The 21036-nt window shown below is 73.2% G+C and carries 27 protein-coding genes; 9 read left to right on the top strand and 18 right to left on the bottom strand.

Annotation, left to right across the window (positions count from 1 at the left end):
• Positions 1 to 2: 2 nt before the first annotated feature.
• Complete coding sequence (locus G5V58_RS02320; RefSeq protein WP_165228410.1) at positions 3 to 578, bottom strand: TetR/AcrR family transcriptional regulator; 576 nt, start codon at positions 576 to 578, stop codon at positions 3 to 5.
• A 40-nt stretch (positions 579 to 618) separates the two neighbouring features.
• Here G5V58_RS02320 and G5V58_RS02315 point away from each other — a divergent pair, with 40 nt between their 5' ends.
• Positions 619 to 1521 carry a DMT family transporter gene (locus G5V58_RS02315; protein ID WP_165228408.1) on the top strand — a complete coding sequence of 301 codons (903 nt, stop codon included), beginning with the start codon at positions 619 to 621 and terminating at the stop codon, positions 1519 to 1521.
• 10 nt (positions 1522 to 1531) lie between these two features.
• Positions 1532 to 2776, top strand: a complete 1245-nt coding sequence (locus G5V58_RS02310; protein ID WP_165228406.1) for an MFS transporter — start codon at positions 1532 to 1534, stop codon at positions 2774 to 2776.
• Here the strand turns inward: G5V58_RS02310 and G5V58_RS02305 are convergent.
• Positions 2773 to 2994, bottom strand: a complete 222-nt coding sequence (locus G5V58_RS02305; protein ID WP_165227608.1) for a hypothetical protein — start codon at positions 2992 to 2994, stop codon at positions 2773 to 2775. The genes G5V58_RS02310 and G5V58_RS02305 overlap by 4 nt on opposite strands.
• Before the next feature lie 124 nt (positions 2995 to 3118).
• On the opposite strand from G5V58_RS02305, the gene G5V58_RS25725 reads away from it, so the two are divergent.
• Complete coding sequence (locus tag G5V58_RS25725) at positions 3119 to 3451, top strand: nuclear transport factor 2 family protein (RefSeq protein WP_230487013.1); 333 nt, start codon at positions 3119 to 3121, stop codon at positions 3449 to 3451.
• A 25-nt stretch (positions 3452 to 3476) separates the two neighbouring features.
• Here G5V58_RS25725 and G5V58_RS02295 read toward each other — a convergent pair whose 3' ends face one another.
• On the bottom strand, positions 3477 to 3881 hold the full coding sequence (locus G5V58_RS02295; RefSeq protein WP_230487012.1) for a GFA family protein: 405 nt from the start codon (positions 3879 to 3881) through the stop codon (positions 3477 to 3479).
• 71 nt (positions 3882 to 3952) lie between these two features.
• Between G5V58_RS02295 and G5V58_RS02290 the strand changes: the two genes are divergently transcribed.
• Positions 3953 to 4225, top strand: a complete 273-nt coding sequence (locus tag G5V58_RS02290; RefSeq protein WP_165228402.1) for a DUF7218 family protein — start codon at positions 3953 to 3955, stop codon at positions 4223 to 4225.
• On the opposite strand, the gene G5V58_RS02285 is transcribed toward G5V58_RS02290, so the two are convergent.
• Complete coding sequence (locus G5V58_RS02285) at positions 4222 to 4824, bottom strand: class I SAM-dependent methyltransferase (protein WP_165228400.1); 603 nt, start codon at positions 4822 to 4824, stop codon at positions 4222 to 4224. The genes G5V58_RS02290 and G5V58_RS02285 overlap by 4 nt on opposite strands.
• Entirely contained in the window at positions 4817 to 5617 is an 801-nt protein-coding gene (gene truA / locus G5V58_RS02280; RefSeq protein ID WP_165228398.1) for a tRNA pseudouridine(38-40) synthase TruA, read from the bottom strand. The genes G5V58_RS02285 and truA overlap by 8 nt, the downstream gene beginning before the upstream one ends.
• A gap of 252 nt (positions 5618 to 5869) precedes the next feature.
• On the opposite strand from truA, the gene G5V58_RS02275 reads away from it, so the two are divergent.
• Positions 5870 to 7573, top strand: coding sequence for an FAD-dependent oxidoreductase (locus tag G5V58_RS02275; RefSeq protein WP_165228396.1), 1704 nt, complete (start codon positions 5870 to 5872; stop codon positions 7571 to 7573).
• Between the two features lie 52 nt (positions 7574 to 7625).
• The gene (locus G5V58_RS02270) at positions 7626 to 8243 is read left to right on the top strand and encodes a hypothetical protein (RefSeq protein WP_165228394.1); all 618 of its coding nucleotides are present in this window, start codon (positions 7626 to 7628) and stop codon (positions 8241 to 8243) included.
• A gap of 3 nt (positions 8244 to 8246) precedes the next feature.
• Here the strand turns inward: G5V58_RS02270 and G5V58_RS02265 are convergent, their stop codons facing one another.
• Complete coding sequence (locus G5V58_RS02265) at positions 8247 to 9158, bottom strand: carbohydrate kinase family protein (RefSeq protein ID WP_165228392.1); 912 nt, start codon at positions 9156 to 9158, stop codon at positions 8247 to 8249.
• Between the two features lie 50 nt (positions 9159 to 9208).
• Between G5V58_RS02265 and G5V58_RS02260 the strand changes: the two genes are divergently transcribed.
• Positions 9209 to 10123, top strand: a complete 915-nt coding sequence (locus G5V58_RS02260) for a ketopantoate reductase family protein (RefSeq protein ID WP_165228390.1) — start codon at positions 9209 to 9211, stop codon at positions 10121 to 10123.
• 56 nt (positions 10124 to 10179) lie between these two features.
• On the opposite strand, the gene rplQ is transcribed toward G5V58_RS02260, so the two are convergent.
• From rplQ to G5V58_RS02215, 9 genes are all read right to left on the bottom strand, one after another.
• On the bottom strand, positions 10180 to 10833 hold the full coding sequence (rplQ, locus tag G5V58_RS02255; protein WP_165228388.1) for a 50S ribosomal protein L17: 654 nt from the start codon (positions 10831 to 10833) through the stop codon (positions 10180 to 10182).
• A 70-nt stretch (positions 10834 to 10903) separates the two neighbouring features.
• A complete protein-coding gene (locus G5V58_RS02250) occupies positions 10904 to 11923 on the bottom strand; it encodes a DNA-directed RNA polymerase subunit alpha (RefSeq protein ID WP_165228386.1) in 1020 nt (339 codons plus the stop codon).
• A gap of 114 nt (positions 11924 to 12037) precedes the next feature.
• A complete protein-coding gene (gene rpsD / locus G5V58_RS02245; RefSeq protein ID WP_165228384.1) occupies positions 12038 to 12646 on the bottom strand; it encodes a 30S ribosomal protein S4 in 609 nt (202 codons plus the stop codon).
• Between the two features lie 27 nt (positions 12647 to 12673).
• Entirely contained in the window at positions 12674 to 13075 is a 402-nt protein-coding gene (gene rpsK / locus G5V58_RS02240; RefSeq protein ID WP_165228382.1) for a 30S ribosomal protein S11, read from the bottom strand.
• Between the two features lie 4 nt (positions 13076 to 13079).
• Complete coding sequence (gene rpsM, locus G5V58_RS02235) at positions 13080 to 13454, bottom strand: 30S ribosomal protein S13 (RefSeq protein ID WP_165228379.1); 375 nt, start codon at positions 13452 to 13454, stop codon at positions 13080 to 13082.
• Between the two features lie 181 nt (positions 13455 to 13635).
• Entirely contained in the window at positions 13636 to 13749 is a 114-nt protein-coding gene (rpmJ, locus tag G5V58_RS02230; RefSeq protein ID WP_038272979.1) for a 50S ribosomal protein L36, read from the bottom strand.
• Positions 13750 to 13770: 21 nt separating this feature from the next.
• Complete coding sequence (infA, locus tag G5V58_RS02225) at positions 13771 to 13992, bottom strand: translation initiation factor IF-1 (protein ID WP_011757309.1); 222 nt, start codon at positions 13990 to 13992, stop codon at positions 13771 to 13773.
• A 212-nt stretch (positions 13993 to 14204) separates the two neighbouring features.
• Entirely contained in the window at positions 14205 to 15269 is a 1065-nt protein-coding gene (locus G5V58_RS02220) for an LLM class flavin-dependent oxidoreductase (RefSeq protein WP_165228377.1), read from the bottom strand.
• 38 nt (positions 15270 to 15307) lie between these two features.
• Positions 15308 to 15721, bottom strand: coding sequence for a VOC family protein (locus tag G5V58_RS02215; protein ID WP_165228375.1), 414 nt, complete (start codon positions 15719 to 15721; stop codon positions 15308 to 15310).
• Positions 15722 to 15836: 115 nt separating this feature from the next.
• Between G5V58_RS02215 and G5V58_RS02210 the strand changes: the two genes are divergently transcribed.
• Positions 15837 to 16811 (top strand): helix-turn-helix transcriptional regulator, encoded by a 975-nt coding sequence (locus tag G5V58_RS02210; protein ID WP_230487011.1) that lies wholly within the window; start codon positions 15837 to 15839, stop codon positions 16809 to 16811.
• On the opposite strand, the gene G5V58_RS02205 is transcribed toward G5V58_RS02210, so the two are convergent.
• Complete coding sequence (locus G5V58_RS02205; protein WP_165228373.1) at positions 16759 to 17751, bottom strand: TerC family protein; 993 nt, start codon at positions 17749 to 17751, stop codon at positions 16759 to 16761. The two genes, G5V58_RS02210 and G5V58_RS02205, sit on opposite strands and share 53 nt — an antisense overlap.
• Positions 17752 to 17937: 186 nt before the next feature.
• Positions 17938 to 18408, bottom strand: coding sequence for a MarR family winged helix-turn-helix transcriptional regulator (locus tag G5V58_RS02200; protein WP_165228371.1), 471 nt, complete (start codon positions 18406 to 18408; stop codon positions 17938 to 17940).
• A gap of 262 nt (positions 18409 to 18670) precedes the next feature.
• On the opposite strand from G5V58_RS02200, the gene G5V58_RS02195 reads away from it, so the two are divergent.
• Complete coding sequence (locus G5V58_RS02195; RefSeq protein WP_329957552.1) at positions 18671 to 19360, top strand: alpha/beta fold hydrolase; 690 nt, start codon at positions 18671 to 18673, stop codon at positions 19358 to 19360.
• Positions 19361 to 19411: 51 nt separating this feature from the next.
• Here G5V58_RS02195 and G5V58_RS02190 read toward each other — a convergent pair whose 3' ends face one another.
• Positions 19412 to 21013: an MFS transporter gene (locus G5V58_RS02190; RefSeq protein WP_165228369.1), complete on the bottom strand. Its 1602-nt coding sequence runs from the start codon at positions 21011 to 21013 to the stop codon at positions 19412 to 19414.
• Positions 21014 to 21036 lie beyond the last annotated feature (23 nt).

The raw sequence follows: 21036 nt of genomic DNA, 5'->3' as shown, positions 1-21036 counted from the left end.
CCTCAGCCGCCGACCAGCAGCCGCGCGGTCTCGAGGGCCTCGGCCACCGCGTCGTCGTGGCGCCCGGCGGTGGCGTGCACGATTGCGCCGTCGTGCAGCAGGGCCAGGCGGACGCCGACCCGTTCCGGCTCGGGCAGGCCGGCCTCGGCGGCCAGCCCGGCGTACAGGCCGCGCACCCAGCGCTTCTCGGTGGCGATGACCTCGAGCCCGGCGTGGCCGGTGCCGGCCAGCTCGGCGTAGGCGTTGGCGAAGCCACACCCGCGGTCGTTGTCGGCCATCCACGCGGCCAGCGCGCGGAACGGCTCCACCACCCGCTCCACCCCGGTCGCCGGGCTGTCGGCCAGCCACGCCTCGACGTACTCCTGCCAGCGCCGGCACCGGTGCTCGAGGTAGGCCACGACCAGCCCCTCCTTGGAGCCGAACCGGTCGTAGAGCGTCTTCTTGGTGACCCCCGCGCGCTCGGCCACCAGCTCCACGCCGACGGCGGTGATGCCGTGGCGGTAGAACAGGTCGCTGGCCGCGTCGCGCAGGCGGACGCCGGCCGGGGTCAGCGGCCTCTCGGCTCGGGTCGTGGTCACCACACTGAAAGTATACCGACCGGTGTGGTTACCTGGCGGGATGCGCCGTTCCCACCTCCTCGCCGGAGCGCTCTACGTGCTGTTCTGGAGCTCCGGCTTCGTCGGCGCCGAGCTCGGCACCCGGGCCGCGCCGGCCCTGGAGCTGCTGATGTGGCGCTACCTGATCGCCGGCCCGGTGCTGCTTGCCCTGTGCGTGGTCCTGGGCCGCCGGGTCCGCCGCGACGTGCTGGTGCGCCAGGTGCTGCTCGGCGTGCTGGCCCAGGTCGGCTACCTCGGTCCGGTGGTGTACGCCGTGGGGCGCGGCGTCCCGGCCGGCACGACCGCGCTGGTCGCAGCGCTGCAGCCGATGGTCGTCGCCGTGGCCGCGGGGCCGCTCCTGGGCGAGCGGGTGCGCGGCCCCGGGTGGGCCGGCCTGGCCACCGGCTTCGTCGGCGTCGGGGTGGTCGTGGCCGGCGACCTGTCCGCGGGCGTCGGCGGGTGGTGGGTGCTGCTGCCCCTGGCCGGCGTGCTGAGCCTCAGCGCCGGCACCCTGCTCGGCCGGCGCTGGGAGCCGCCGGAGTCGCTGCTGGTGTCCATCGCCATCCAGACCAGCGTGGCCACGGTCGGCTTCACCACGCTGAACCTGCTCCTCGGCGACCCGACCGTGCCGGCCGGCGGGGACTTCTGGTTCGCCGTGGCCTGGGTCGTGGTGCTGTCGACGTTCGGCGGCTACGGCTCCTACCTGTTCGTGCTGCGCTCCCAGGGCGCGACCAGCGCGAGCACGTGGCTCTACCTGTCCCCACCGGTCACCATGCTCTGGGCCTGGGCGAAGTTCGGTGACCGGATCGGGCCCGCCGCCATGGCCGGACTGGTGGTGACCGCGGCCGGCGTGGCCCTGGTGCTGCGCGGCAGCAGCGCCGCGCCGAGCCGCAAACCGGTGGAAGCCGTCTGCGGAGCGACCTAACCTCCTCTCGATGCCGAGAGACCTCCGCCGGATCGCCGGGCCCACGCCGCTGGTGCGCCGTCTGTCGGTGCAGTCGGTGCTCTCCGCCTTCGGCGACGGCGTCTTCCTCACCGGCAGCGCGGTCTTCTTCACCCAGATCGTCGGGCTCTCCGCGGCCCAGGTCGGGCTGGGCCTGACCGTGGCGGGCGTCGTGACGTTCGCGCTCGCCGTACCCCTGGGCAAGCTCTCGGACCGCTACGGCGCCAGGCGCGTCTGGGCGGTCAGCTCGCTGCTCGAGGCCCTGGTCTACCTGACCTGGCTGGCGGTCGGCGGGATGCCGACGTTCCTGGGCGCCCTCATCGCCCTGCAGCTGGTGTCGACGGCCAGCCGGGCCGCGCGGAACGCCTACCGCTTCGACGTCTTCCCGCGCGACCAGCGGGTGGCGTCCAACGCCTACTTCCGCGCGGCCCGCAACGTCGGCTACACCCTCGGCGCACTGCTGGCCGGCGTCGCCCTGGCCACCGACAGCGACGAGGTGGTCCGGCTGGTGCCGGTGGCCACCGCCGTGCTGCTGCTCCTCAACGCGACCCTGGTGTCCCGGCTGCCCGCGACCGCGCCGCAGGCCGAGGAGGAGACCCCGGTCGAGCAGGCCGTGACCGGGGGCAGTGCGTTGCGCAACCGCGGCTTCGTGCTCGCCGCCACCATGGGCGGCGTGCTCAGCACCCACCAGGTGCTGCTCAACGTCGTCATCCCGCTCTGGCTGGTCGAGGAGACCGACGCGCCGCGGGTGCTGCTGGCCTGGCTGTTCGGCACCAACACCGTCATGGCCGTGCTCCTCCAGGTCGCCGCCGCCCGCGGCGTGGTCACCATCGCCGACTCCCTGCGCGCCGAGCGCCGCGGCGCGGCGTTCTTCGTGCTGTCCTGCGCGATCGTGCTCATCACCCACGACACGGTCGGCTGGCTCACCATCGCGCTCGTCTGGATCGGCCACGTCACCGTGACCGGCGCCGAGCTCTTCCAGTCCGCCGGCGAGTGGGGGCTCCAGGCCGAGCTCTCCGACCCCGCCCGACGCGGGGAGTACCAGGGCGTCGCTCAGCTCGGCTTCACCCTCGGCTCGGTCTGGGCGCCCGCGGCCTACACCTACCTGGCCATGGAGTGGGGTACGCCGGGCTGGCTGGTCATCGCCGGCATCGTCGTCGTCGCGGCCGTCGTGCTCCACCCCGCGGCCCGCGCCGCCGAGCGCCACCTGGCCCGCGAGGGCGTCGTCGTCACCTAGGGCTCGGGCACCGTCCGCGTGCTGACCCGCTCAGCGAGCCCCAGCACGTCGACCAGCCCTTCCAGGGCGTCGCGCGCGGCCGCCGCCTTCCGCTGCCCGACGCGCGCCACCACCTCGGCCTCGAGGTCGCGGCGGATCCTCCGGGTGGCCTCGACCATCGCGCTGCGCCGCGGCGTCAGCCGGACCGCGCGGGCGCGTTGGTCGGCCGGGACCGGCACCGCTCGGCGCAGCCCAGCCGCTCGAGGTCGAGCACCTGCTTGGACGCCCCTGCTGGGTCATGCCCAGCCGGCGTACGTCCGCGGTCTGCTGACTGCCATCGAGCGTCAGGCGCCGGCCGCTGAGGTGGCGGCGTTCTGGCACCCCGACGCCGAGCAGGTCGAGCTGCCCAGCCTGGTCCGCCCGCTCGGGCACCGGCGGCCATGGAGCGAGATGCTCGAGGCCTACGCCGCCGGCTTCCTGGCCCGGCAGGCCTACGAGGTCACCGACGTGCTGGCCGACGGCGACCGGCTCGCGGTGCGGTTGCGGTGGACGGCCACCGCGGCGACGGCGGCCGGGCCGATCCCGGCCGGCGCGGAGCTGGTCGCGCACGTGGCGGTGTCCTACGAGCTCCGCGACGGGCTGATCCTGCGACAGAGCTCCTACGACTGCTACGAGCCGCTGCCCACAGCCTGCTGAGCCCGCGGCGGCACCCGAGCGGCGGCTAGGGCTCCGTCGTGTGCTCCGGCAGGTCCGAGCGCTCGAAGTAGTCGCTGGCCTCGCCGACCCACCACGCGGCGACCGTGCGCAGGCCGGTGGGCGGGTCGAGGACGCCGGCGCAGATCGAGGTGGAGTCGGGGGTGTCGCCGCCCCGCCAGAACAGCGAGGAGCCGCACCGGCCGCAGAAGCCGTAGCCGGCGTCCTCGACCGGGCGGTACCACCGCAGCTGCGCCTCGGGGTCGCGCACGTCGAGGTCGGCGGTGGCCACGCTGGTCGCCGCCATGTGGTGACCGGTGAAGCGCCGGCACCGGTGGCAGTGGCAGTCGAGGACGTCGCGCAGCGGACCACGCACGCTGAACGCGACCGCGCCGCACAGGCAGCGGCCGCCGCTGCCCCCCGACAGTGCCACCCGCGCATCCTCCACCACGACCCGTGCCCTGGGCCAGGCATGACCGCGCCGCGTCCGGCTACCGCCCCGTCATGCCAGCGAAGAAGTCACCGGGTCCGAGCGTCAAGGACGAGGGCCTCTACGAGAAGCTGCGCGACGAGGGCAACAGCAAGCAGAAGTCCGCCCGCATCGCCAACGCGGCCAGCAACACCTCGCGCACGGAGGTCGGCAAGAAGGGCGGCTCGTCGCCGTCCTACGACGAGTGGACGGTCCGCGACCTGCGCAAGCGCGCCGGCGAGATCGGGATCGAGGGCCGCTCGGGGATGAACAAGTCCGAGCTGGTCCGGGCCCTGCGCGACAGCTAGTCGGCGCGGCGGCTCTCCAGCACCCGGAAGCCCTTGGCCGACGCGATCCGCGCGGTCGGGTAGCCCTGGTCGCCCAGCCAGCGCTGCAGCGAGTCGCCCCCGAGGTTCTTGCCCACGACCAGGACCGCGCGCCCGCCCGGCGCCAGCCGGGCGAACCAGGTGAGCAGCAGCGCGTGCAGCGCGTCCTTGCCGATGCGGATGGGCGGGTTGGACCAGAGCTCGTCGTACGTCGCCTCGGGCGCTACACCGTCCGCGGTGCTCGCCCGGAACCGGTCGGCCAGCCCGAGCGCGGCGGCGTTCTCGTTGGCCAGCAGCACCGCGCGCTCGTTGACGTCCACGCCGGTGACCACGGCGTCGGGGACCGCGGCGGCCACGGCCAGCCCGATCACGCCGTACCCGCAGCCCAGGTCCAGGACCCGGCCGCCGGCGGGCGGCTCGGTCTCGCGGAACAGCACGGCGGTACCGACGTCGAGCCGGCCGCGCGCGAAGACCCCCGAGCCGGTGGTCAGGCGCAGGGTCCGGCCCCACACCGTGGCCTCGAACGGCTCGCGCGCGAACGGCACCGACGGGTCGGCGGTGAAGTAGTGCTCCTCAACCACGACGCGCCCTGGTGACCTCGACCCGCGCGGCCAGCTCGGCCTCGGGCGGGTAGCCGACCTCCTCCAGCGTCAGCCCGTGCGCCGGCGCCACGGGCACCGCGGAGTCGCGCACGCCGGCGCCCAGGACGTCGCCGGCCCACTCCGGGGGCCGGCGCCCCTCGCCCACGGCCAGCGCGCAGCCGACCAGTGAGCGGACCATGCTGTGGCAGAACGCGTCGGCCCGCACGTGGGCGACCAGCAGCCCGTCGGCCTCGCGCGACCAGACCAGCTCGAGCAGCTCGCGCACGGTCGAGGCGCCCTCACGGCGCTTGCAGAACGCCGCGAAGTCGTGCTCGCCGACCAGGGCCTGCGCGGCCTGGTTCATCAGCGCCGCGTCGAGGGGCCGGCCCCAGGCCAGCACCGACGCCCGGCGCAGCGGGTCCACGGTCTCCGGCCGGTCCGCGATCCGGTAGGCGTAGCGCCGCCACACCGCGGAGAACCGCGCGTCGAACCCCTCCGGAGCCCGTGCCACCCGGCGGACCCGCACGTCGGCGTCCAGCACCCCGTCGAGCCGCCGGCCCAGCCGGTCGAGCCCGCTCTCCACGACCGGGTCGGGCAGGTCGCAGTGCACCACCTGGCCGCGCGCGTGCACCCCCGCGTCGGTCCGCCCGGCGCAGGTCAGCTCAACCGCCTCGACCCGCAGCACGGTGGCCAGGGCGTTGCCGAGGGCGCCCTCGACCGTGCGCAGCCCCGGCTGCGCGGCCCAGCCGTGGAAGCCGGTGCCGTCGTAGGCGACGTCGAGGCGGATCCGCACCCCGGCATCCTCTCAAGCCGACCCGGACACCGAGCCACCGTGGCCCGCGCACCCATCGGCTGCTCCGCGCGGAGCTGCGCCCACCGGGTCGGCGTGCTCTGCCCCGAGGACCTGCCGAAGAGGACGTGGCGTGACGCCTACGCCGCGGAGTTCGAGACCGTGCTCCAGCTGCCCCCCGGCGCTCGAGCGCGACCACGACCTGCGCTGGTGCGCAGACCTTGAGGGGATTGCTTCGCTGAATAGGGTGGGAGCGTGGCGAACCCAGTCATCATCCTGGTCTCCGAGCACTACGCGGACACCCTGCTCGAGGTGTTCTACCGACGCTACGGCTACGACTACCAGCTCCGCTCGGCGCGCTCGTGCCTGGAGGCGGAGAAGCTCGCGCAGGAGCTGAAGGACGGCGGCGAGGCCGTCGCGCTGTTCGTGAGCGACTCGCGGCTGCCCGACGTGTCGATGTTCGAGGCCATGCACCGCTTCCGCGTGGTCCTCCCGACCGCGCGGCGCGTCGTGGCCGCGCACTGGGACTACTTCCTCGAGGACGCCGACGAGCTGCGGCCGGGGCTGGCGCGGGGCAAGTTCGACGCCTACCTGCTCATGCCGCGCGGCAACCGCGACGAGGAGTTCCACACCGCGATCACCGAGCTGCTCTCGGACTGGACCGCGACCGTCCCGCAGCCCGAGGTGGTCAGCGCCAAGGTCATCTCGCCGGTCCACGACGGGCTGACCATGGCCATCCGCGACTTCCTGGACCGGATGGGCATGCAGAACAACCTCTACGACCCCACCGACCCGCACCTGGCCGAGTTCATGCCGCGGCTGTTCGAGGAGATGGGCACCGACGACCCGACGTACCCCGTCGTGTGGTGGCCCGGCCGCCGGGCCGTCCAGGCCCGGTCGGTCAAGGACGTGGCCCGCTCGATCTACCCGCGCTCGCAGGACGACGCCGACGAGGTCGTCGACCTCGCGGTCGTGGGCGCCGGGCCCGCCGGCCTGGCGGCCGCGGTGTACGCCGCCTCGGAGGGGCTCAGCGTCCGGGTGCTCGAGGCCGAGGCCGTGGGCGGCCAGGCCGGCACCAGCTCGATGATCCGCAACTACCTCGGCTTCCCGCGCGGCATCTCCGGGATGCGGCTCGCGCTGCGCGCGCGCAACCAGGCCATCCGCTTCGGCACCCGGTTCCTCACCGGCTGGGAGGTGACCGGCTTCGAGGTCGGCACCGACGGCGAGCCGCACGTGCTGCGCTGCGAGGACGACGCGGTCCGCGCCCGCTCGGTGCTCGTGGCCAACGGGGTGGCCTACCGCAAGCTCGGCGTACCGGCCCTCGAGGACCTGGTCGGCAACGGCGTCAACTACGGCGCCGCGATGACGGCGGGGCGCGAGATGGAGGGCTACGACGTCGTGGTCGTCGGCGGCGGCAACTCCGCCGGCCAGGCCGCGCTGCACCTGTGCCGCTTCGCCTCGTCGGTCACCATCGTGGTCCGCCGGCCGGGGCTCGAGGAGACGATGTCGGACTACCTCATCAAGGAGATCGGCTACCAGGAGCGGATCTCGGTGCGACCCTGCACCCGCGTCGTCGACGGCGGCGGCGAGGGCGCGCTGGAATGGCTGAGCCTGGAGGACACCAACACCAGGGAGCGCGAGCGGGTCGAGGCCCGCGGCCTGTTCCTGCTGCTGGGCGCCGAGCCGCGCTGCGACTGGCTGCCGCCGGAGCTCGCGCGCGACAAGAACAGCTTCATCCTCACCGGCCGCGACGTGCCGCGCGAGCAGTGGGTCGACGACGTGCCGCCGGCCAACCTCGCCACCACGATCCCCGGCGTCTTCGCCGCCGGCGACATCCGGGCGGGGTCGATGAAGCGGGTCGCGGCGGCCAGCGGCGAGGGTGCCTCGGTCGTCCCGCTCGTGCACGCGTTCCTCGCCCCGGCGGCCGAGGCCGCGGCGGTGGGCGCGCCCGTCGGCTGAACCCTGACGCGGGGCTTGTCCTGGCCGTCCCCGCTCTGGTGGGATCTGGGCCGTGAAGCACGCCCTCGTGACCGCCGGCACCCTGCTGCTGCTCGCCGTACCCCTCGCGGCCTGCGGCGACGACGACCCCGAGCCGGCGGCCGCCGCCAGCGAGTCGGCGAGCCCCTCGGCGGCCAGCACGGCGGCTGAGGTGGAGCTGCCGTCGCTCGCGCCGGAGCTCCCGCGCTCGGCGCCGGGGGTCCTCGCGCCGGACGGCGTCACCTTCGACGCGTGCACGGTGACCCCACCGGACGTGTTCACGGCGGTCTTCGGAGCCAGCGCCGGGCAGGCCATGCCTCAGCCCTCGAGCTTCGACGACCCCTCCGCCGCGGACTGCTTCTACTACGGCGGCGACGTGCTGGTGGCCGTCCAGGCCACCACCCGCGCGGACGAGGACATGCCCGCGGACAGCTACACCTACGAGGCCCTGCCCGGTGCGGTCGAGGTCCCGGACGCCGACCGCGGCTGGGCGGTGGTCCTGCCCGGACAGGAGGGCGAGGACACCGTCGTCTCCGGCCTGATCCTGGTCAAGGGCGACCACGGCCTGAACATCTCGCTCAGCATCACCGGTCACCCCTACGACACCGACGCGCTGCTGGAGTACGCCGGCCGCGTGCTCGAGGCGATGTAGCCCTCAGTCCAGCTCGTGGCGGTACGGCGGGTCCGCCCCCGGCCGCGAGACGGTGACCGCGGCCGCCCGGGCCGCGTGGCCGAGCACCTCGACGACCTCCTCGCGCGGCAGCGCTCGCAGCGCCTCGCGCCCCTCGGCGCCCAGCCGGCCCCGCTCCCAGAGCGCGTCGAGCAGACCGGCGCCGAAGGTGTCGCCGGCCCCGATGGTGTCCGCGACCTCCACGGCCTCCGAGGCCACCTCGACCGGGCCCGCGTCGTCCAGCCACAGCGCGCCGTCGGCGCCCCGGGTCACCACGACCACCGCCGGGCCGGTGGCCAGCAGCGCCGCCGCGGACTCGGCGTACGGCCGGCCGGGGTAGAGCGCCTCCAGGTCCTCGTCGCTGGCCTTGACCAGGTCGGCGATCGCGACCACGCGCTCCACGCGCTCCACGAGCACCGGACCGGTGCCGGTCACCGCCGGCCGGGCGTTGACGTCGTAGCTGACCGTCGACCGCTCCCGCAGCCGGCCCAGCAGGGCCACGACGTCGTCGGCGCCGGGCTCGAGGACCGCGCCGAGCGAGCAGGTGTGGGCGACCAGCGGGTCCTCCTCGGGCGGCACCGGGTGGAGCCGCCAGTCGAGGTCGAAGGTGTACTCCGCCGCGCCGGCCGTCCCGATGGTGGCCCGCGCCGTCGACGTCCGCTCGACCGCGCCCGGGTCGCAGGCCAGCGCCACCCCGGACTCCTCCAGGTGCGCCCGCACCATCGCCCCGTGCCGGTCGTCGGCGAACGCGGTGGCCAGCCGGGTCGGGCGCCCTAGCCGGGCCAGCGCGACCGCGACGTTGGCCGCGCTGCCGCCGGCGTACTCGTGGAGGTGGCCGCTGCGCGTCTGCACGATGTCGACCAGCGACTCCCCGACCACCAGCACGCCGCGCTCCATGCCCTCTGCCTACCACGCCCGCGGCGGCGCCGGTGCGGTTGGATGGACCCGTGTCCTCGTCCTACGTCCTGTACGGCGCGGGCGCCGTCGGCGGGGTCGTCGGCGCCCGCCTGCACCTGGCCGGCCACCGGGTCACGCTGGTCGCGCGCGGGGAGCACCTGGCCCGGATCCGCGCCCGCGGGCTCACCCTCGACACCGCCGACGGACGAGAGGTGGTCCGCACCGACGCCACCGACTCCGCCGCCGAGGTCGACTGGCGCGACGGCCCGGTCGTGCTGCTGGCGGTGAAGGCGCACCAGACCGACGCGGCCCTGGCCGACCTCATGGCGCACGCGCCGCCGAGCACGGCGGTGGTCTGCCTGCAGAACGGCGTGAGCAACGAGCCGGCCACGCTGCGGCGCTTCGCCCGCACCTACGGCATCACCGTGATGCTGCCGTCGGAGCACCTCGAGCCGGGGCTCGTCGTCCAGGGGTCGCACCCGGTCCCGGGCATCCTCGACGTGGGGCGCTACCCGACCGGGACCGACGCACTCGCCGAGCAGGTGGCCGCGGACCTCCGCTCGGCCGGGTTCGCCTCCGTCCCGCGGCCCGACATCATGGCCTGGAAGCACCGCAAGCTGGTCACCAACGCGGTCGGGGACGCCGGGGTGGTGCTCCCGGACGCGTCCGAGGAGCTGCGGGAGGCGCTGCGCGCGGAGTGCGAGGCGGTGCTGGCCGCCGCCGGCGCTCCGCTGGTCACCCAGGAAGCCGACCGCGAGCGTCGCGGCGACCTGCTCCAGGTGCGGGCGGACGCGCGCGGGTCGAACTCGCTCGGCCAGAGCCTGCAGCGCGGGACACCGGGGACGGAGGTCGACTTCCGCGCGGGCGAGATCGTGCTGCTCGGCCGGCGGCACGGCGTGCCGACCCCGCTGAACGAGCGGGTCCAGCGCGCGGCGTACGAGCGGCTGCGCTCGACCCTGACCTGACGAACGGCCCGCCCCCGGGTCGGGGACGGGCCGTCGTGGTGGTGCTGGGGCCTGGGTCAGGCCTTGTCGGACTCCTCGTCGGAGGGCTCCACCGGAGCGGCGTCCTCCTCGGCGGCCTCGGTGGCCGGGTCGTCCGTGGTCGGCGCGGCCTCGGCGTCGGAGGTGTCCTCGCCCTCGGCCGCGTCACCCGCGGTGTCGGCGCCGGTCTCCTCGACCTCGGCCTCGGCGACCACGCTCTCCTCGGGGGAGGCCTCGTCGACGAGCTCGGTCGGACCGGTCTCCTCGGTGGCGACCGGAGCGGCCGGGGCCGCGGCGGTCTTCTTGGCGGTGCCGCGGGCCGGCTTGGGGTCGTACTTCTCGGTCACCAGCTCGATGACCGCCATGGGGGCGTTGTCGCCCTTGCGCGGACCGATCTTGGTGATCCGGGTGTAGCCGCCCGGGCGCTCGGCGAAGGTCACCGCGATCTCGGTGAACAGCGTGTGCACGACCGACTTGTCGCGGATGGTCTTGAGGACCTCGCGCCGGTTGTGCAGGTCGCCCCGCTTGGCCTTGGTGATCAGCTTCTCGGCGACCGGCCGCAGCACGCGGGCGCGCGCCTCGGTGGTGGTGATCCGGCCGTGCTCGAACAGCGCCGTGGCGAGGTTCGAGACGATCAGCTTCTGGTGGGCCGGGCTGCCGCCGAGGCGGGCACCCTTCTTGGGAGTGGGCATCGCGATCTTCCGTTCTCTCCGGCCGTGTCAGGTACCGGGGTAGACGACCCGCGGGCGCGGGTCGGTGGGGTCAGAGCTGCTCGTCCTCGACGTAGGCGTCGTCGTAGTCGTCGTCGGAGTACGCCGCCAGGGCCGCGTGCGGGTCGAAGCCCGGCGCGCTGTCCTTGAGCGAGAGGCCCATCTCGTGGAGCTTGGCCTTGACCTCGTCGATCGACTTCGCGCCGAAGTTGCGGATGTCGAGGAGGTCCTGCTCCGAGCGGCTGATGAGCTCACCCACGGTGTGGATGCCCTCGCGCTTGAGGCAGTTGTAGGAGCGGACGGTCAGCTGCAGGTCCTCGACCGGGAGGGCGAGGTCGGCGGCCAGCTGCTCGTCGACCGGCGACGGGCCGATGTCGATGCCCTCGGCCTCGACGTTCAGCTCGCGGGCCAGGCCGAAGAGCTCGACCAGGGTCTTGCCGGCCGAGGCGATGGCGTCGCGGGGCCGGATCGACGGCTTGGTCTCGACGTCGATGACCAGCTTGTCGAAGTCGGTGCGCTGCTCGACACGGGTGGCCTCGACCTTGTAGGTCACCTTGAGGACCGGGCTGTAGATCGAGTCGACCGGCATCCGGCCGATCTCGTTGTCGGCGCCCTTGTTCTGCACGGCCGAGACGTAGCCGCGGCCGCGCTCGACGACGAGCTCCATCTCCAGCTTGCCCTTGTCGGACAGGGTGGCGATCTTCAGGTCGGGGTTGTGCACCTCGACGCCCGCGGGCGGGGTGATGTCGGCGGCGGTGACGTCACCGGCACCGGACTTGCGCAGGTACATGGTGACCGGCTCGTCGTGCTCGGAGGAGACGACGAGGCCCTTGAGGTTGAGGATGATCTCCGTGACGTCCTCGGTGACGCCCTCGATGGTCGAGAACTCGTGGAGGACCGAGTCGATGCGGATGCTCGTGACCGAGGCACCCGGGATCGAGGAGAGCAGCGTGCGACGCAGCGAGTTGCCGAGGGTGTAGCCGAAGCCGGGCTCCAGCGGCTCGATGACGAACCGCGAGCGGAACTCGTCGACGGACTCCTCCGACAGGGTGGGGCGCTGTGCGATGAGCACTAGATCTTTCCTTTCCGGGTCCGACCGCTATATGAGGGGCCCGAACGTTGTGCGTGGCGGCGGTGTGGAGTTGTGTGTGCCCCCGACCGCGGCTGCGGTCGGGGGCGGAGAGCACTACTTCTTGGAGTAGTACTCGACGATGAGCTGCTCCTGGACCGGGATGTCGATCTGGGCCCGGACCGGGACCGAGTGCACGAGGATGCGCATCCGGTTGGGGAGCGCCTCCATCCACGCCGGGACGTGCCGCTCGCCGTGGGTCTCGCGAGCCACGATGAACGGGGTCATCTCCAGGGACTTCTCGCGCACGTCGATGACGTCGTGCGCGGAGACCTGGTAGCTCGGGATGTCGACCTTCTTGCCGTTGACCCGGAAGTGGCCGTGGCTCACCAGCTGGCGGGCGTGGCGACGGGTCCGGGCGAAGCCGGCGCGGTAGACCACGTTGTCCAGGCGGCACTCCAGGAGCTGGAGCAGGTTGTCACCGGTCTTGCCGGGACGGCGCGAGGCCTCGGTGTAGTAGTTGTGGAACTGCTTCTCGAGGACGCCGTAGGTGTAGCGGGCCTTCTGCTTCTCGCGGAGCTGCAGGAGGTACTCGCTCTCCTTGATCCGGCCGCGGCCGTGCTGGCCGGGCGGGTAGGGGCGACGCTCGTACGCCGCGTCGCCTCCGACGAGGTCGACACCGAGACGGCGCGACTTCTTGGTCATGGGGCCGGTGTAGCGGGCCATGGTTCAGTCTCCTTCTTCGTCTCGGGGTCAGACGCGCCGGCGCTTGGGCGGGCGGCAACCGTTGTGGGGGGTGGGCGTGACGTCCTGGATGGTGCCGACCTCGAGGCCGATGGCACCCAGGGAGCGGATCGCGGTCTCGCGGCCCGAGCCCGGGCCCTTGACGAAGACGTCGATCTTCTTCATGCCGTGGTCCATCGCCCGGCGCCCGGCGGCCTCGGCGGCCATCTGCGCGGCGAACGGCGTGGACTTGCGCGAGCCCTTGAAGCCGACGGTGCCGGCCGAGGCCCAGGAGATCACCGCACCGGTCGGGTCGGTGATCGTCACGATCGTGTTGTTGAACGTGCTCTTGATGTGGGCCTCGCCCTGAGCGACGTTCTTCTTCTCCTTGCGGCGGACCTTCTTGGCCGCGGCGCGTGCCTTGGGAGGCATCAGATCACTTCGCCTTCTTCTTGCCGGCAACGGTGCGCTTGGGACCCTTGCGGGTGCGCGCGTTGGTCTTGGTGCGCTGACCGCGGACCGGCAGGCCCTGGCGGTGGCGGCGGCCCTGGTAGGAGCCGATCTCGATCTTGCGACGGATGTCGGCCTGGACCTCGCGCCGGAGGTCACCCTCGATGCGGAAGTTGGCCTCGATCTCGTCGCGGAGCTTGACGAGGTCGTCGTCGCCGAGGGCGTGGACGCGGGTGTTCGGGTCGACGCCGGTGGCGGCCAGCAGCTGCTGGGCGCGGGTGCGGCCGATGCCGTAGATGTAGGTGAGAGCGACCTCGACGCGCTTGTCGCGCGGGAGGTCCACACCAACGAGGCGTGCCATGTGGTGTTCCTTCGTGTGTGGTTCGCAGCGGTGTCGGTCGTGGCGCGTCCTCGCCGCGGCGAGGCCCCGGCCGTCTGCTCCGGGGGTGGCTTCACGCGGTACGGCGCCGGGGCGGCGTACGGCGCTAGCGCGCACGATGTAGGTGTTCAGTTGTGGTGGTGCGGGTCGTGCTGGCTGCGGATCAGCCCTGGCGCTGCTTGTGGCGCGGGTTCTCGCAGATCACCATGACGCGGCCGTGGCGACGGATCACCTTGCACTTGTCACAGATGGCTTTGACGCTGGGGTTGACCTTCACGGTCGGACCTCTTTCGGCTGGTTACTTGTACCGGTAGACGATCCGGCCACGCGTCAGGTCGTAGGGGGACAGCTCCACCACCACGCGGTCCTCGGGGAGGATCCGGATGTAGTGCTGGCGCATCTTGCCGCTGATGTGGGCGAGGACCTTGTGGCCATTGCTCAGCTCGACGCGGAACATGGCGTTGGGGAGGGCCTCCACGACGGTGCCCTCGATCTCGATCACGCCTTCCTTCTTCGGCATGTCTCCCTTTTGTCCGTAGTTGATCTGTGGTCGGTCGGTGTCTACCGTTCGGCCCGCGAACCTCTCCCGATCGGCGGGAGTGGACCTCATCAGGTCGTCTGGACGCCTCATCCCCGGCACACGTCAGGACCCGCGTGAACGGGACCTGGCCGTCTGGTCCGGGCAGCCGCGAGGCGCCAACAGACAGACCCATGTTGGGCCGACTAGTCAGTCTAGACGGCGAGCGGCCGATCCCCAACTCGAGAGAGCAGCGACAGCGTCTCCTCGCGGGTCGGGCTCGTGGTGGGGTCGGTGCCCACGTGGGCGGCGGCCACGGGGTGGACCATCACCTCGTCCACACCGTACGTCGTGGCGAGGGTCTCGAGCTGCTCGCGGGCCGACGCGGGGTCGCCCACGACCCACTTCGCGCGCATGGCCTCCAGCAGCGGGCGGTGCGCGTCCGGCACCTCGACCTTCTCCGCCTCCTCGACCAGCAGCTGCGGGCCGAGGGGGGCGCCGGTGCGCAGCGAGAGCATCATCAGCAGGTTGGGCAGGGCCAGCCGCTCGGCCTCGTCGGCGTCGGGCGCCACGACCGCGTTGACGGTCAGGAAGGTGCGCGGCTCGGCCAGCTCGGGCGAGGGCCGGAAGCTCTGGCGGTAGAGCTCGAGCGCCTCGGCGGTGCCGGACCCGGAGAAGTGGTGGGCGAAGACGTAGGGCATCCCCTTCTCCGCCGCGAGCCGGGCGGAGTAGTCGGAGGAGCCGAGCAGCCAGATCGTCGGCACCGAGCGCGCGACCGGCGTGGCCTTGAGCGCGTGCGTGCGCCCCGCCACCGAGACGCCGACACCCTCGGGCTCCATCATGGCCAGCACGTTCTCGACGTACTCCGGGAAGCGGGACACGGCCTCGTCGCTGACGCCGCCGGCGCCGTGGCGCAGGGCGTACGACGTCACCGGGTCGGTGCCCGGCGCGCGGCCGATCCCCAGGTCGATGCGGCCCGGGAAGGCCGCCTCGAGCAGCCCGAACTGCTCGGCCACGACCAGCGGCGCGTGGTTGGGCAGCATCACGCCGCCCGAGCCGACCCGGATCCGCTCGGTCGCCGAGGCGACCATGCCGATGAGCACCGGCGGGTTGGTCGCCGCCACGGCCGGCATGTTGTGGTGCTCGGCCAGCCAGTAGCGGGTGTAGCCCAGCGCGTCGGCGGTGCGGGCCAGGGCCAGCGAGGCGGCGATCGCATCGGAGGTCGACTGGTCGGTGCGCACCGGCACCAGGTCGAGGACGGAGAGGGAGAGGTCGCTCATCACCTGTCCCAACGCCCGACCGGTGCCGGTGCATTCCGTCACGCCGTCGCGACGTCGAGCACCCACGTGATCCCGAACCGGTCGGTGAGCATCCCGTAGAGCGGCGCCCAGGCCGAGGGCGCCAGTGGCGCGGTGACCGTCGCACCCTCGGCCAGGCCGTCCCAGTAGCCCTGCAGCTCCTCCGCGTCCGAGCCGCGCACCGAGACGAAGAACGCCCCCTGGCCCGGGTCGAGCGGCAGGTGGGGGTAGACGTCGTAGGCCATGACCCGGAACCCGTCGGGCGAGGAGACCTGGCCCCAGACCACGTGGTCGGCCGTGGCGGGGTCCTGGCCCTGGCCCATGTCGGCGTAGCTGAGGACGACGACCTCGCCGCCGAAGACCGAGCGGTAGAAGTCGAGGGCGGCGCGGGCCTGGCCGCGGAAGTTGAGGTGGGGGGTGACGGCGATGGTCATGGCTGCTCCTGCTGGGTGGCTCGATCTCGGTGTCCGCGCCCAGTTGGTCGCGGTGCCGCTACCCTCGCCTCAGTCCAGGACAGGTGGTGTCCGGGACTCGGAGGAGGGTGGCGCCGTGCCCGGGACGACCGCGCGGATGCTGGCCCTGCTCTCGCTGCTGCAGACCCGGCGGGAGTTGCCCGGCTCGCTGCTGGCCCAGCGCCTGGCCGTCAGCGACCGGACGGTGCGCCGCGACGTGGACCGGTTGCGCGAGCTCGGCTACCGGGTGAGCGCCGCGATGGGCCCGGCCGGCGGCTACCGGCTCGAGGCCGGCGCGGACCTGCCGCCGCTGCTCTTCGACGACGAGCAGGCGGTGGCCCTGGCGGTCGCGCTGCGGACGGCAGCCGCGTCCGGCGCCGACGTGGGCGAGGCGGCCGAGCGCGCCCTGGCCTCGGTGCGCCAGCTCCTGCCCGCCCGGCTGCGCGCCCGGGTCGACGCCCTCGAGGTCGACCTCGGCGACCCGCGGCCGTCCGCGGATCCGCAGGTGCTGCTCGCGCTCACCACGGCGGTGCGGGCCCGCGAGGGGGTCCGGTTCTCCTACGGCGACGGCGACCGGGTCCGGCGCGTGGAGCCGCACCACGTCGTCGCCCGCGCCGGTCGGTGGTACCTCGTCGGCTGGGACGGCGACGGCGACGACTGGCGCACGTTCCGCGTGGACCGGATCGCGCTGCGCACCCCGGGCGGACCCCGGTTCTCGCGCCGCGCGCTCCCGGGCGACGTGGACGTCGCCACCTGGCTCGGCGCCCGGGCCAAGGGCTCGAGCGGGACCGACACCTGGCCGTGCGTGGGCAGCGCGGTGCTCGACCTCGAGCCGCACGAGGTCGCGCCGTACGTCGGTGACGCGACGCTCGAGCCGCTGCCCGACGGCCGCTGCCGCCTGGTGGCCGGCTCGTGGTCGTGGACCGGGCTGGTCGGGCTGCTCACCCGCTTCGACGTCGACCTGAGCGAGGTCGAGCCGGCCGAGCTGCGCGGGGCCTGCGCCGAGGTGGCGCGGCGGCTCAGCTCGTCGAGCTCTCCTGCCGGCGGTCGCGCGCGTCCTTGGCCAGGCTGAGCACCGTCGTCACGCCGAGGATGCCGACGATGGCCACGAGGGACAGCCAGATCGGGATGTCGGGGGCCCACGAGATGTGCTCGCCGCCGTTGACGAACGGCAGCTCGTTCTCGTGCATGGCGTGCAGGATCAGCTTCGCGCCGATGAAGGCGAGCAGCACGGCCAGGCCGTAGGACAGGTAGACCAGCCGCTTGAGCAGGTCGCCGATGAGGAAGTAGAGCTGGCGCAGCCCCATGAGCGCGAAGACGTTGGCGGTGAGGACCAGGTAGGGCTCCTTGGTGAGCCCGTAGATCGCCGGGATCGAGTCCAGCGCGAAGAGCAGGTCGGTCATGCCGAGCGACAGCACGACGATGAACATCGGCGTGGCCACCCGCGCGCCGCCCTCGCGCGAGAACAGCTTGACGCCGTTCCACTCCGTGCTCGCCTTGAGGTGGTCGCGGGCGAAGCGCACGATCCGGGGCTCGTCGTACTGGCTGTCGTCGTGGTCGTCGTCCTTGGCCAGCTTGAACGCGGTGTAGATGAGGAACAGGCCGAACAGGTAGAAGACCCAGCTGAACTGGTTGATCGCGGCGGCGCCGACGCCGATGAAGATGCCGCGCATGACGAGCGCGATGACGATGCCGATGAGCAGCGCGGTCTGCTGGTACTGCCGCGGCACCTGCAGCTTGGTCATGATGATGATGAAGATGAAGAGGTTGTCGATCGACAGGCTGTACTCCGTCAGCCAGCCGGCGAAGAACTCCCCGCCGTACCGACCGCCCGCGAGCACCCACACGGCGATGCCGAAGACGATGGCCGCCCCGACGTAGCCGATGAGGTCGCGGGTGACCTCCTTGGTCGACGGCTCGTGCGGGCGCCGGCCGACGATGAGGACGTCGAAGAGCAGGAAGCCGACGGTGACCACGATCGTGGTCGCCCAGAGCCAGAGGGGGATGTCCACGAGAACTCCTGTGCGGGGTGAAGGGGCAGCGTTGTCCGCCAGAGGTCTCTTCCACCGCCGTACGGCGATCCGCGGGCCCGGAGCCACGCCCTGCGGGCAGGGGCGGCTCGTGCTGACGGACCCGCGGCGAAGGAATACTCCCCTCCCGCGCTGGTCAGTCTCGCACAGGTCGAGACCCGCGCCGCCTCAGCCCGCGACCTGCGAGACCCACCCCGGTGACCCCGGGTCGACGGGGGCGTCGCCGACCAGGTCGCCCAGCAGCCGCTCGACCTCCTCCACGCCCTCGAGCCCGACCCGCTCGGCCCACCGGGCGCGCAGGGTGTCGAAGACCGCGGCGCCGAGCCGACTGACCTCGCGCCCGCTCGGCGTCAGCTCGAGCCGGGTGCTGCGGGCGTCGTCGGGGTCCTCGGCCCGGCTCAGGTAGCCCCGGTCCACGAGCAGGCCCACGGTCTTGGCCGCGGCCTGCTTGGAGACGCCCAGCCGGCGGCCGACCTCCGAGATGGTCGTGGCGCCCGCACCCACGGCCGTGAGGGCGTACTCGTGGCTGGACCGGAAGTCCACGTGCCCCTGGCGGGCCAGCTCGCCCGTGACCTCGTCGACCAGCCGCTGGTAGCCGCTCAGCAGGAGCAGCGCCAGCCTCACCCCGGGAGAGTCCACGGGAGGACCCTACTTGACAACCAGGTTGTCGATTGCTTCTGTTGGACAACCACGTTGTCCACCGCTGGAGCTCCCATGACCGCCACCCCGTCCCCCACCACCCTCGAGGGCGCCGTCCACGCCACCGCCGAGGTCAACGGCACCCGGCTGCACCACGTGCGCCTCGGCGACTCCGGGTCGCCGGTCGTCCTGGTCCACGGCTTCCCGGAGTCCTGGTGGGCCTTCCGGCACCTGGCTCCCCCTGCTGGCCCGGCGACACCGCGTGGTGGCGCTCGACCTGCGCGGGTTCGGCGACTCCGCCGTCGCGTCGCCCGGCTTCGACGCGGCGAGCGCGGCCGAGGACGTCGCCGCGCTCCTCGCCCACCTCGACCTCGGGCCCGTGCACCTGCTGGGCCAGGACCTCAGCGGCCAGGTCGTCTACCGCGTGGCCGCCGCGCACCCCGAGCTGGTGCGGAGTCTGGTCGCCGTGGAGACCGGACTGCCCGGCTTCGGCGCCGAGGCGTTCGCCGACGTCCGGCACGGCGGCGCGTGGTACATCGGCGCCCTCGTCACCGACGGCGTGCCCGAAGTGCTGCTGCGCGGTCGCGAGGAGGCGTTCCTCGCCGACCTGCTCTACCCGTCGTACGGCGTGACGGAGCCGGTCCTGACCGCGGCGGACCGCGCGGAGCTGGTCCGCGCGTACGCCCGGGACGGCGGCTTCACGGGCGCCGCCGGCCTCTACCGCTCGCTGCTGCACGACGGCGACGAGCTCCGGCGGCTGGCCGCCCACCGTCTGTCGGCGCCGGTGCTGGCCGTGGGCAGCGCGGGCGGGCCCTTCACCGAGACCACCCTGCGCGCGGTGGCCGACCGGGTCACCGGGGCGCGGGTGGACGGCGCCGGCCACTACCTGGCCCAGGAGGCACCGGAGCGGCTGGCCGAGGTGCTCGAGGCGTTCCTGGCCGAGCAGGACTGAACGACGAACGGCCCCGACCGGGATGGTCGGGGCCGTTCGGGTGAGGCAGGGTCAGACGCCCGCGTGCACGACCTCGGGCCCGTCGGTGGCGAGCTCCTCGTGCTTGACGTTGAGGAACGTCCACGTGGCGAGCGAGCCGATGGCGATCAGCACCGCGCCGACCAGGAAGGCCGCCGTGGCGCCCTCGGTGAACGAGCCGAGGAAGGCCAGCTGCCGGGCGGCGTCACCGGGGACACCCTGGCCGGTCAGCTGCTCCACGAGTCCGTCCTTGGTGCCGCTCGCCGCGCGCAGCGAGACGGTGCTGAGGATGGCCAGGCCCAGGGCGCCGCCGACCTGCTGCATGGTGTTGAGCACGCCGGAGCCGATGCCGGAGTCCTCGGGCCGCAGGTGGTGCACCGCGGTCAGGGTGAGCGGCACGAAGACCGCGCCCATGCCCACCGACATCAGCAGGATGTAGGGCAGGATCGAGGACCAGTAGTTCACGTCCGCACCGAGGTGGCCGTTCTGGCCCAGGGCCAGCAGGTCGGCCGCGCCGGTCGGGACCTCGAGCCGGGAGAAGCCGAACAGGGCGACCGCGGCCATGATCGTGCCGACGCCGGCGATGAAGCGCGGGTCGATGCGGTTGACCAGGTTCGACGAGACGCCGGCGCCGATGACGATGCCCACCGAGAACGGCAGGAACGCGAAGCCGGTGTGCAGCGGGCTGTAGCCCACGACGAGCTGGATGAAGAGGCTGAGGAAGTAGAACATCGCGAACATCGCGGCCGGGACCAGCATCATCACCAGGAAGCTGGTGGCCCGGGTGCGGTTGGCGAACACGCGGACCGGCAGCAGCGGGTGCTCCACCCGCGACTCGACCAGGGCGAACGCCGCGAGCAGGACGACACCGGCAGCGAGGGACGCGATGGTCCACGGGTCACCCCAGCCGTGTGCCTCCTCACCGGCGCGGCTGAAGCCGTAGACCAGGCCCAGCAGGCCGAGGGTGCCGGTGATGGCGCCCGGCACGTCGAGCAGGCCGGGGCGCGACTCGGACTCGGCCAGGAAGCGCGGCGCGAGGAAGGCGGCGACCAGGCCGATCGGGACGTTGATGAGGAAGGTGAGGCGCCAGCCCTCGAGGCCGAGGACCGGGTCGAGGCCGGTCAGCCAGCCACCGAGGATGAGGCCGACGGCCGCACCGGCGCCCGACATCGCGGCGTACACGGCGAAGGCGCGGTTGCGCGCCGGGCCGGCCGGGAACGTGGTGGTGATGAGGGCCAGCGCGGCCGGCGAGGCCAGCGCGGCACCGAGTCCCTGGAGCCCGCGGGACGCCAGCAGCATCGCCTCGTTCTGCGCGAGGCCGCCGATGAAGGAGGCGATCGCGAAGGTGGCCAGGCCGATCATGAAGATCCGGCGCCGGCCGTAGAGGTCGCCCAGGCGGCCACCGAGGAGCAGCAGGCCACCGAAGGCGAGCGCGTAGCCGGTGACGATCCAGGTCAGGTTGGCGTCGTTGATGTTGAGGTCCGCGCCGATGAACGGCAGGGCGATGTTGGCGATGGAGGCGTCGAGCACCACCATCAGCTGGGCGATCGAGATGAGCACGAGCGCCCACCCGAGGTGCTTGCCCACCCCGGTCTCGGTCGTGGTCGCCTCGGGGGCGGCCGCGGTGTCGGTCATGGAGGTTCCTTCTCTGGTGGTCG

Origin of the sequence: Nocardioides anomalus (assembly GCF_011046535.1) — a bacterium.
Classification (GTDB): Bacteria; Actinomycetota; Actinomycetes; order Propionibacteriales; family Nocardioidaceae; genus Nocardioides; species Nocardioides anomalus.
The sequence above is the reverse complement of the archived record's forward strand: the minus strand, read 5'-3'. Positions and strand labels throughout refer to the sequence as shown.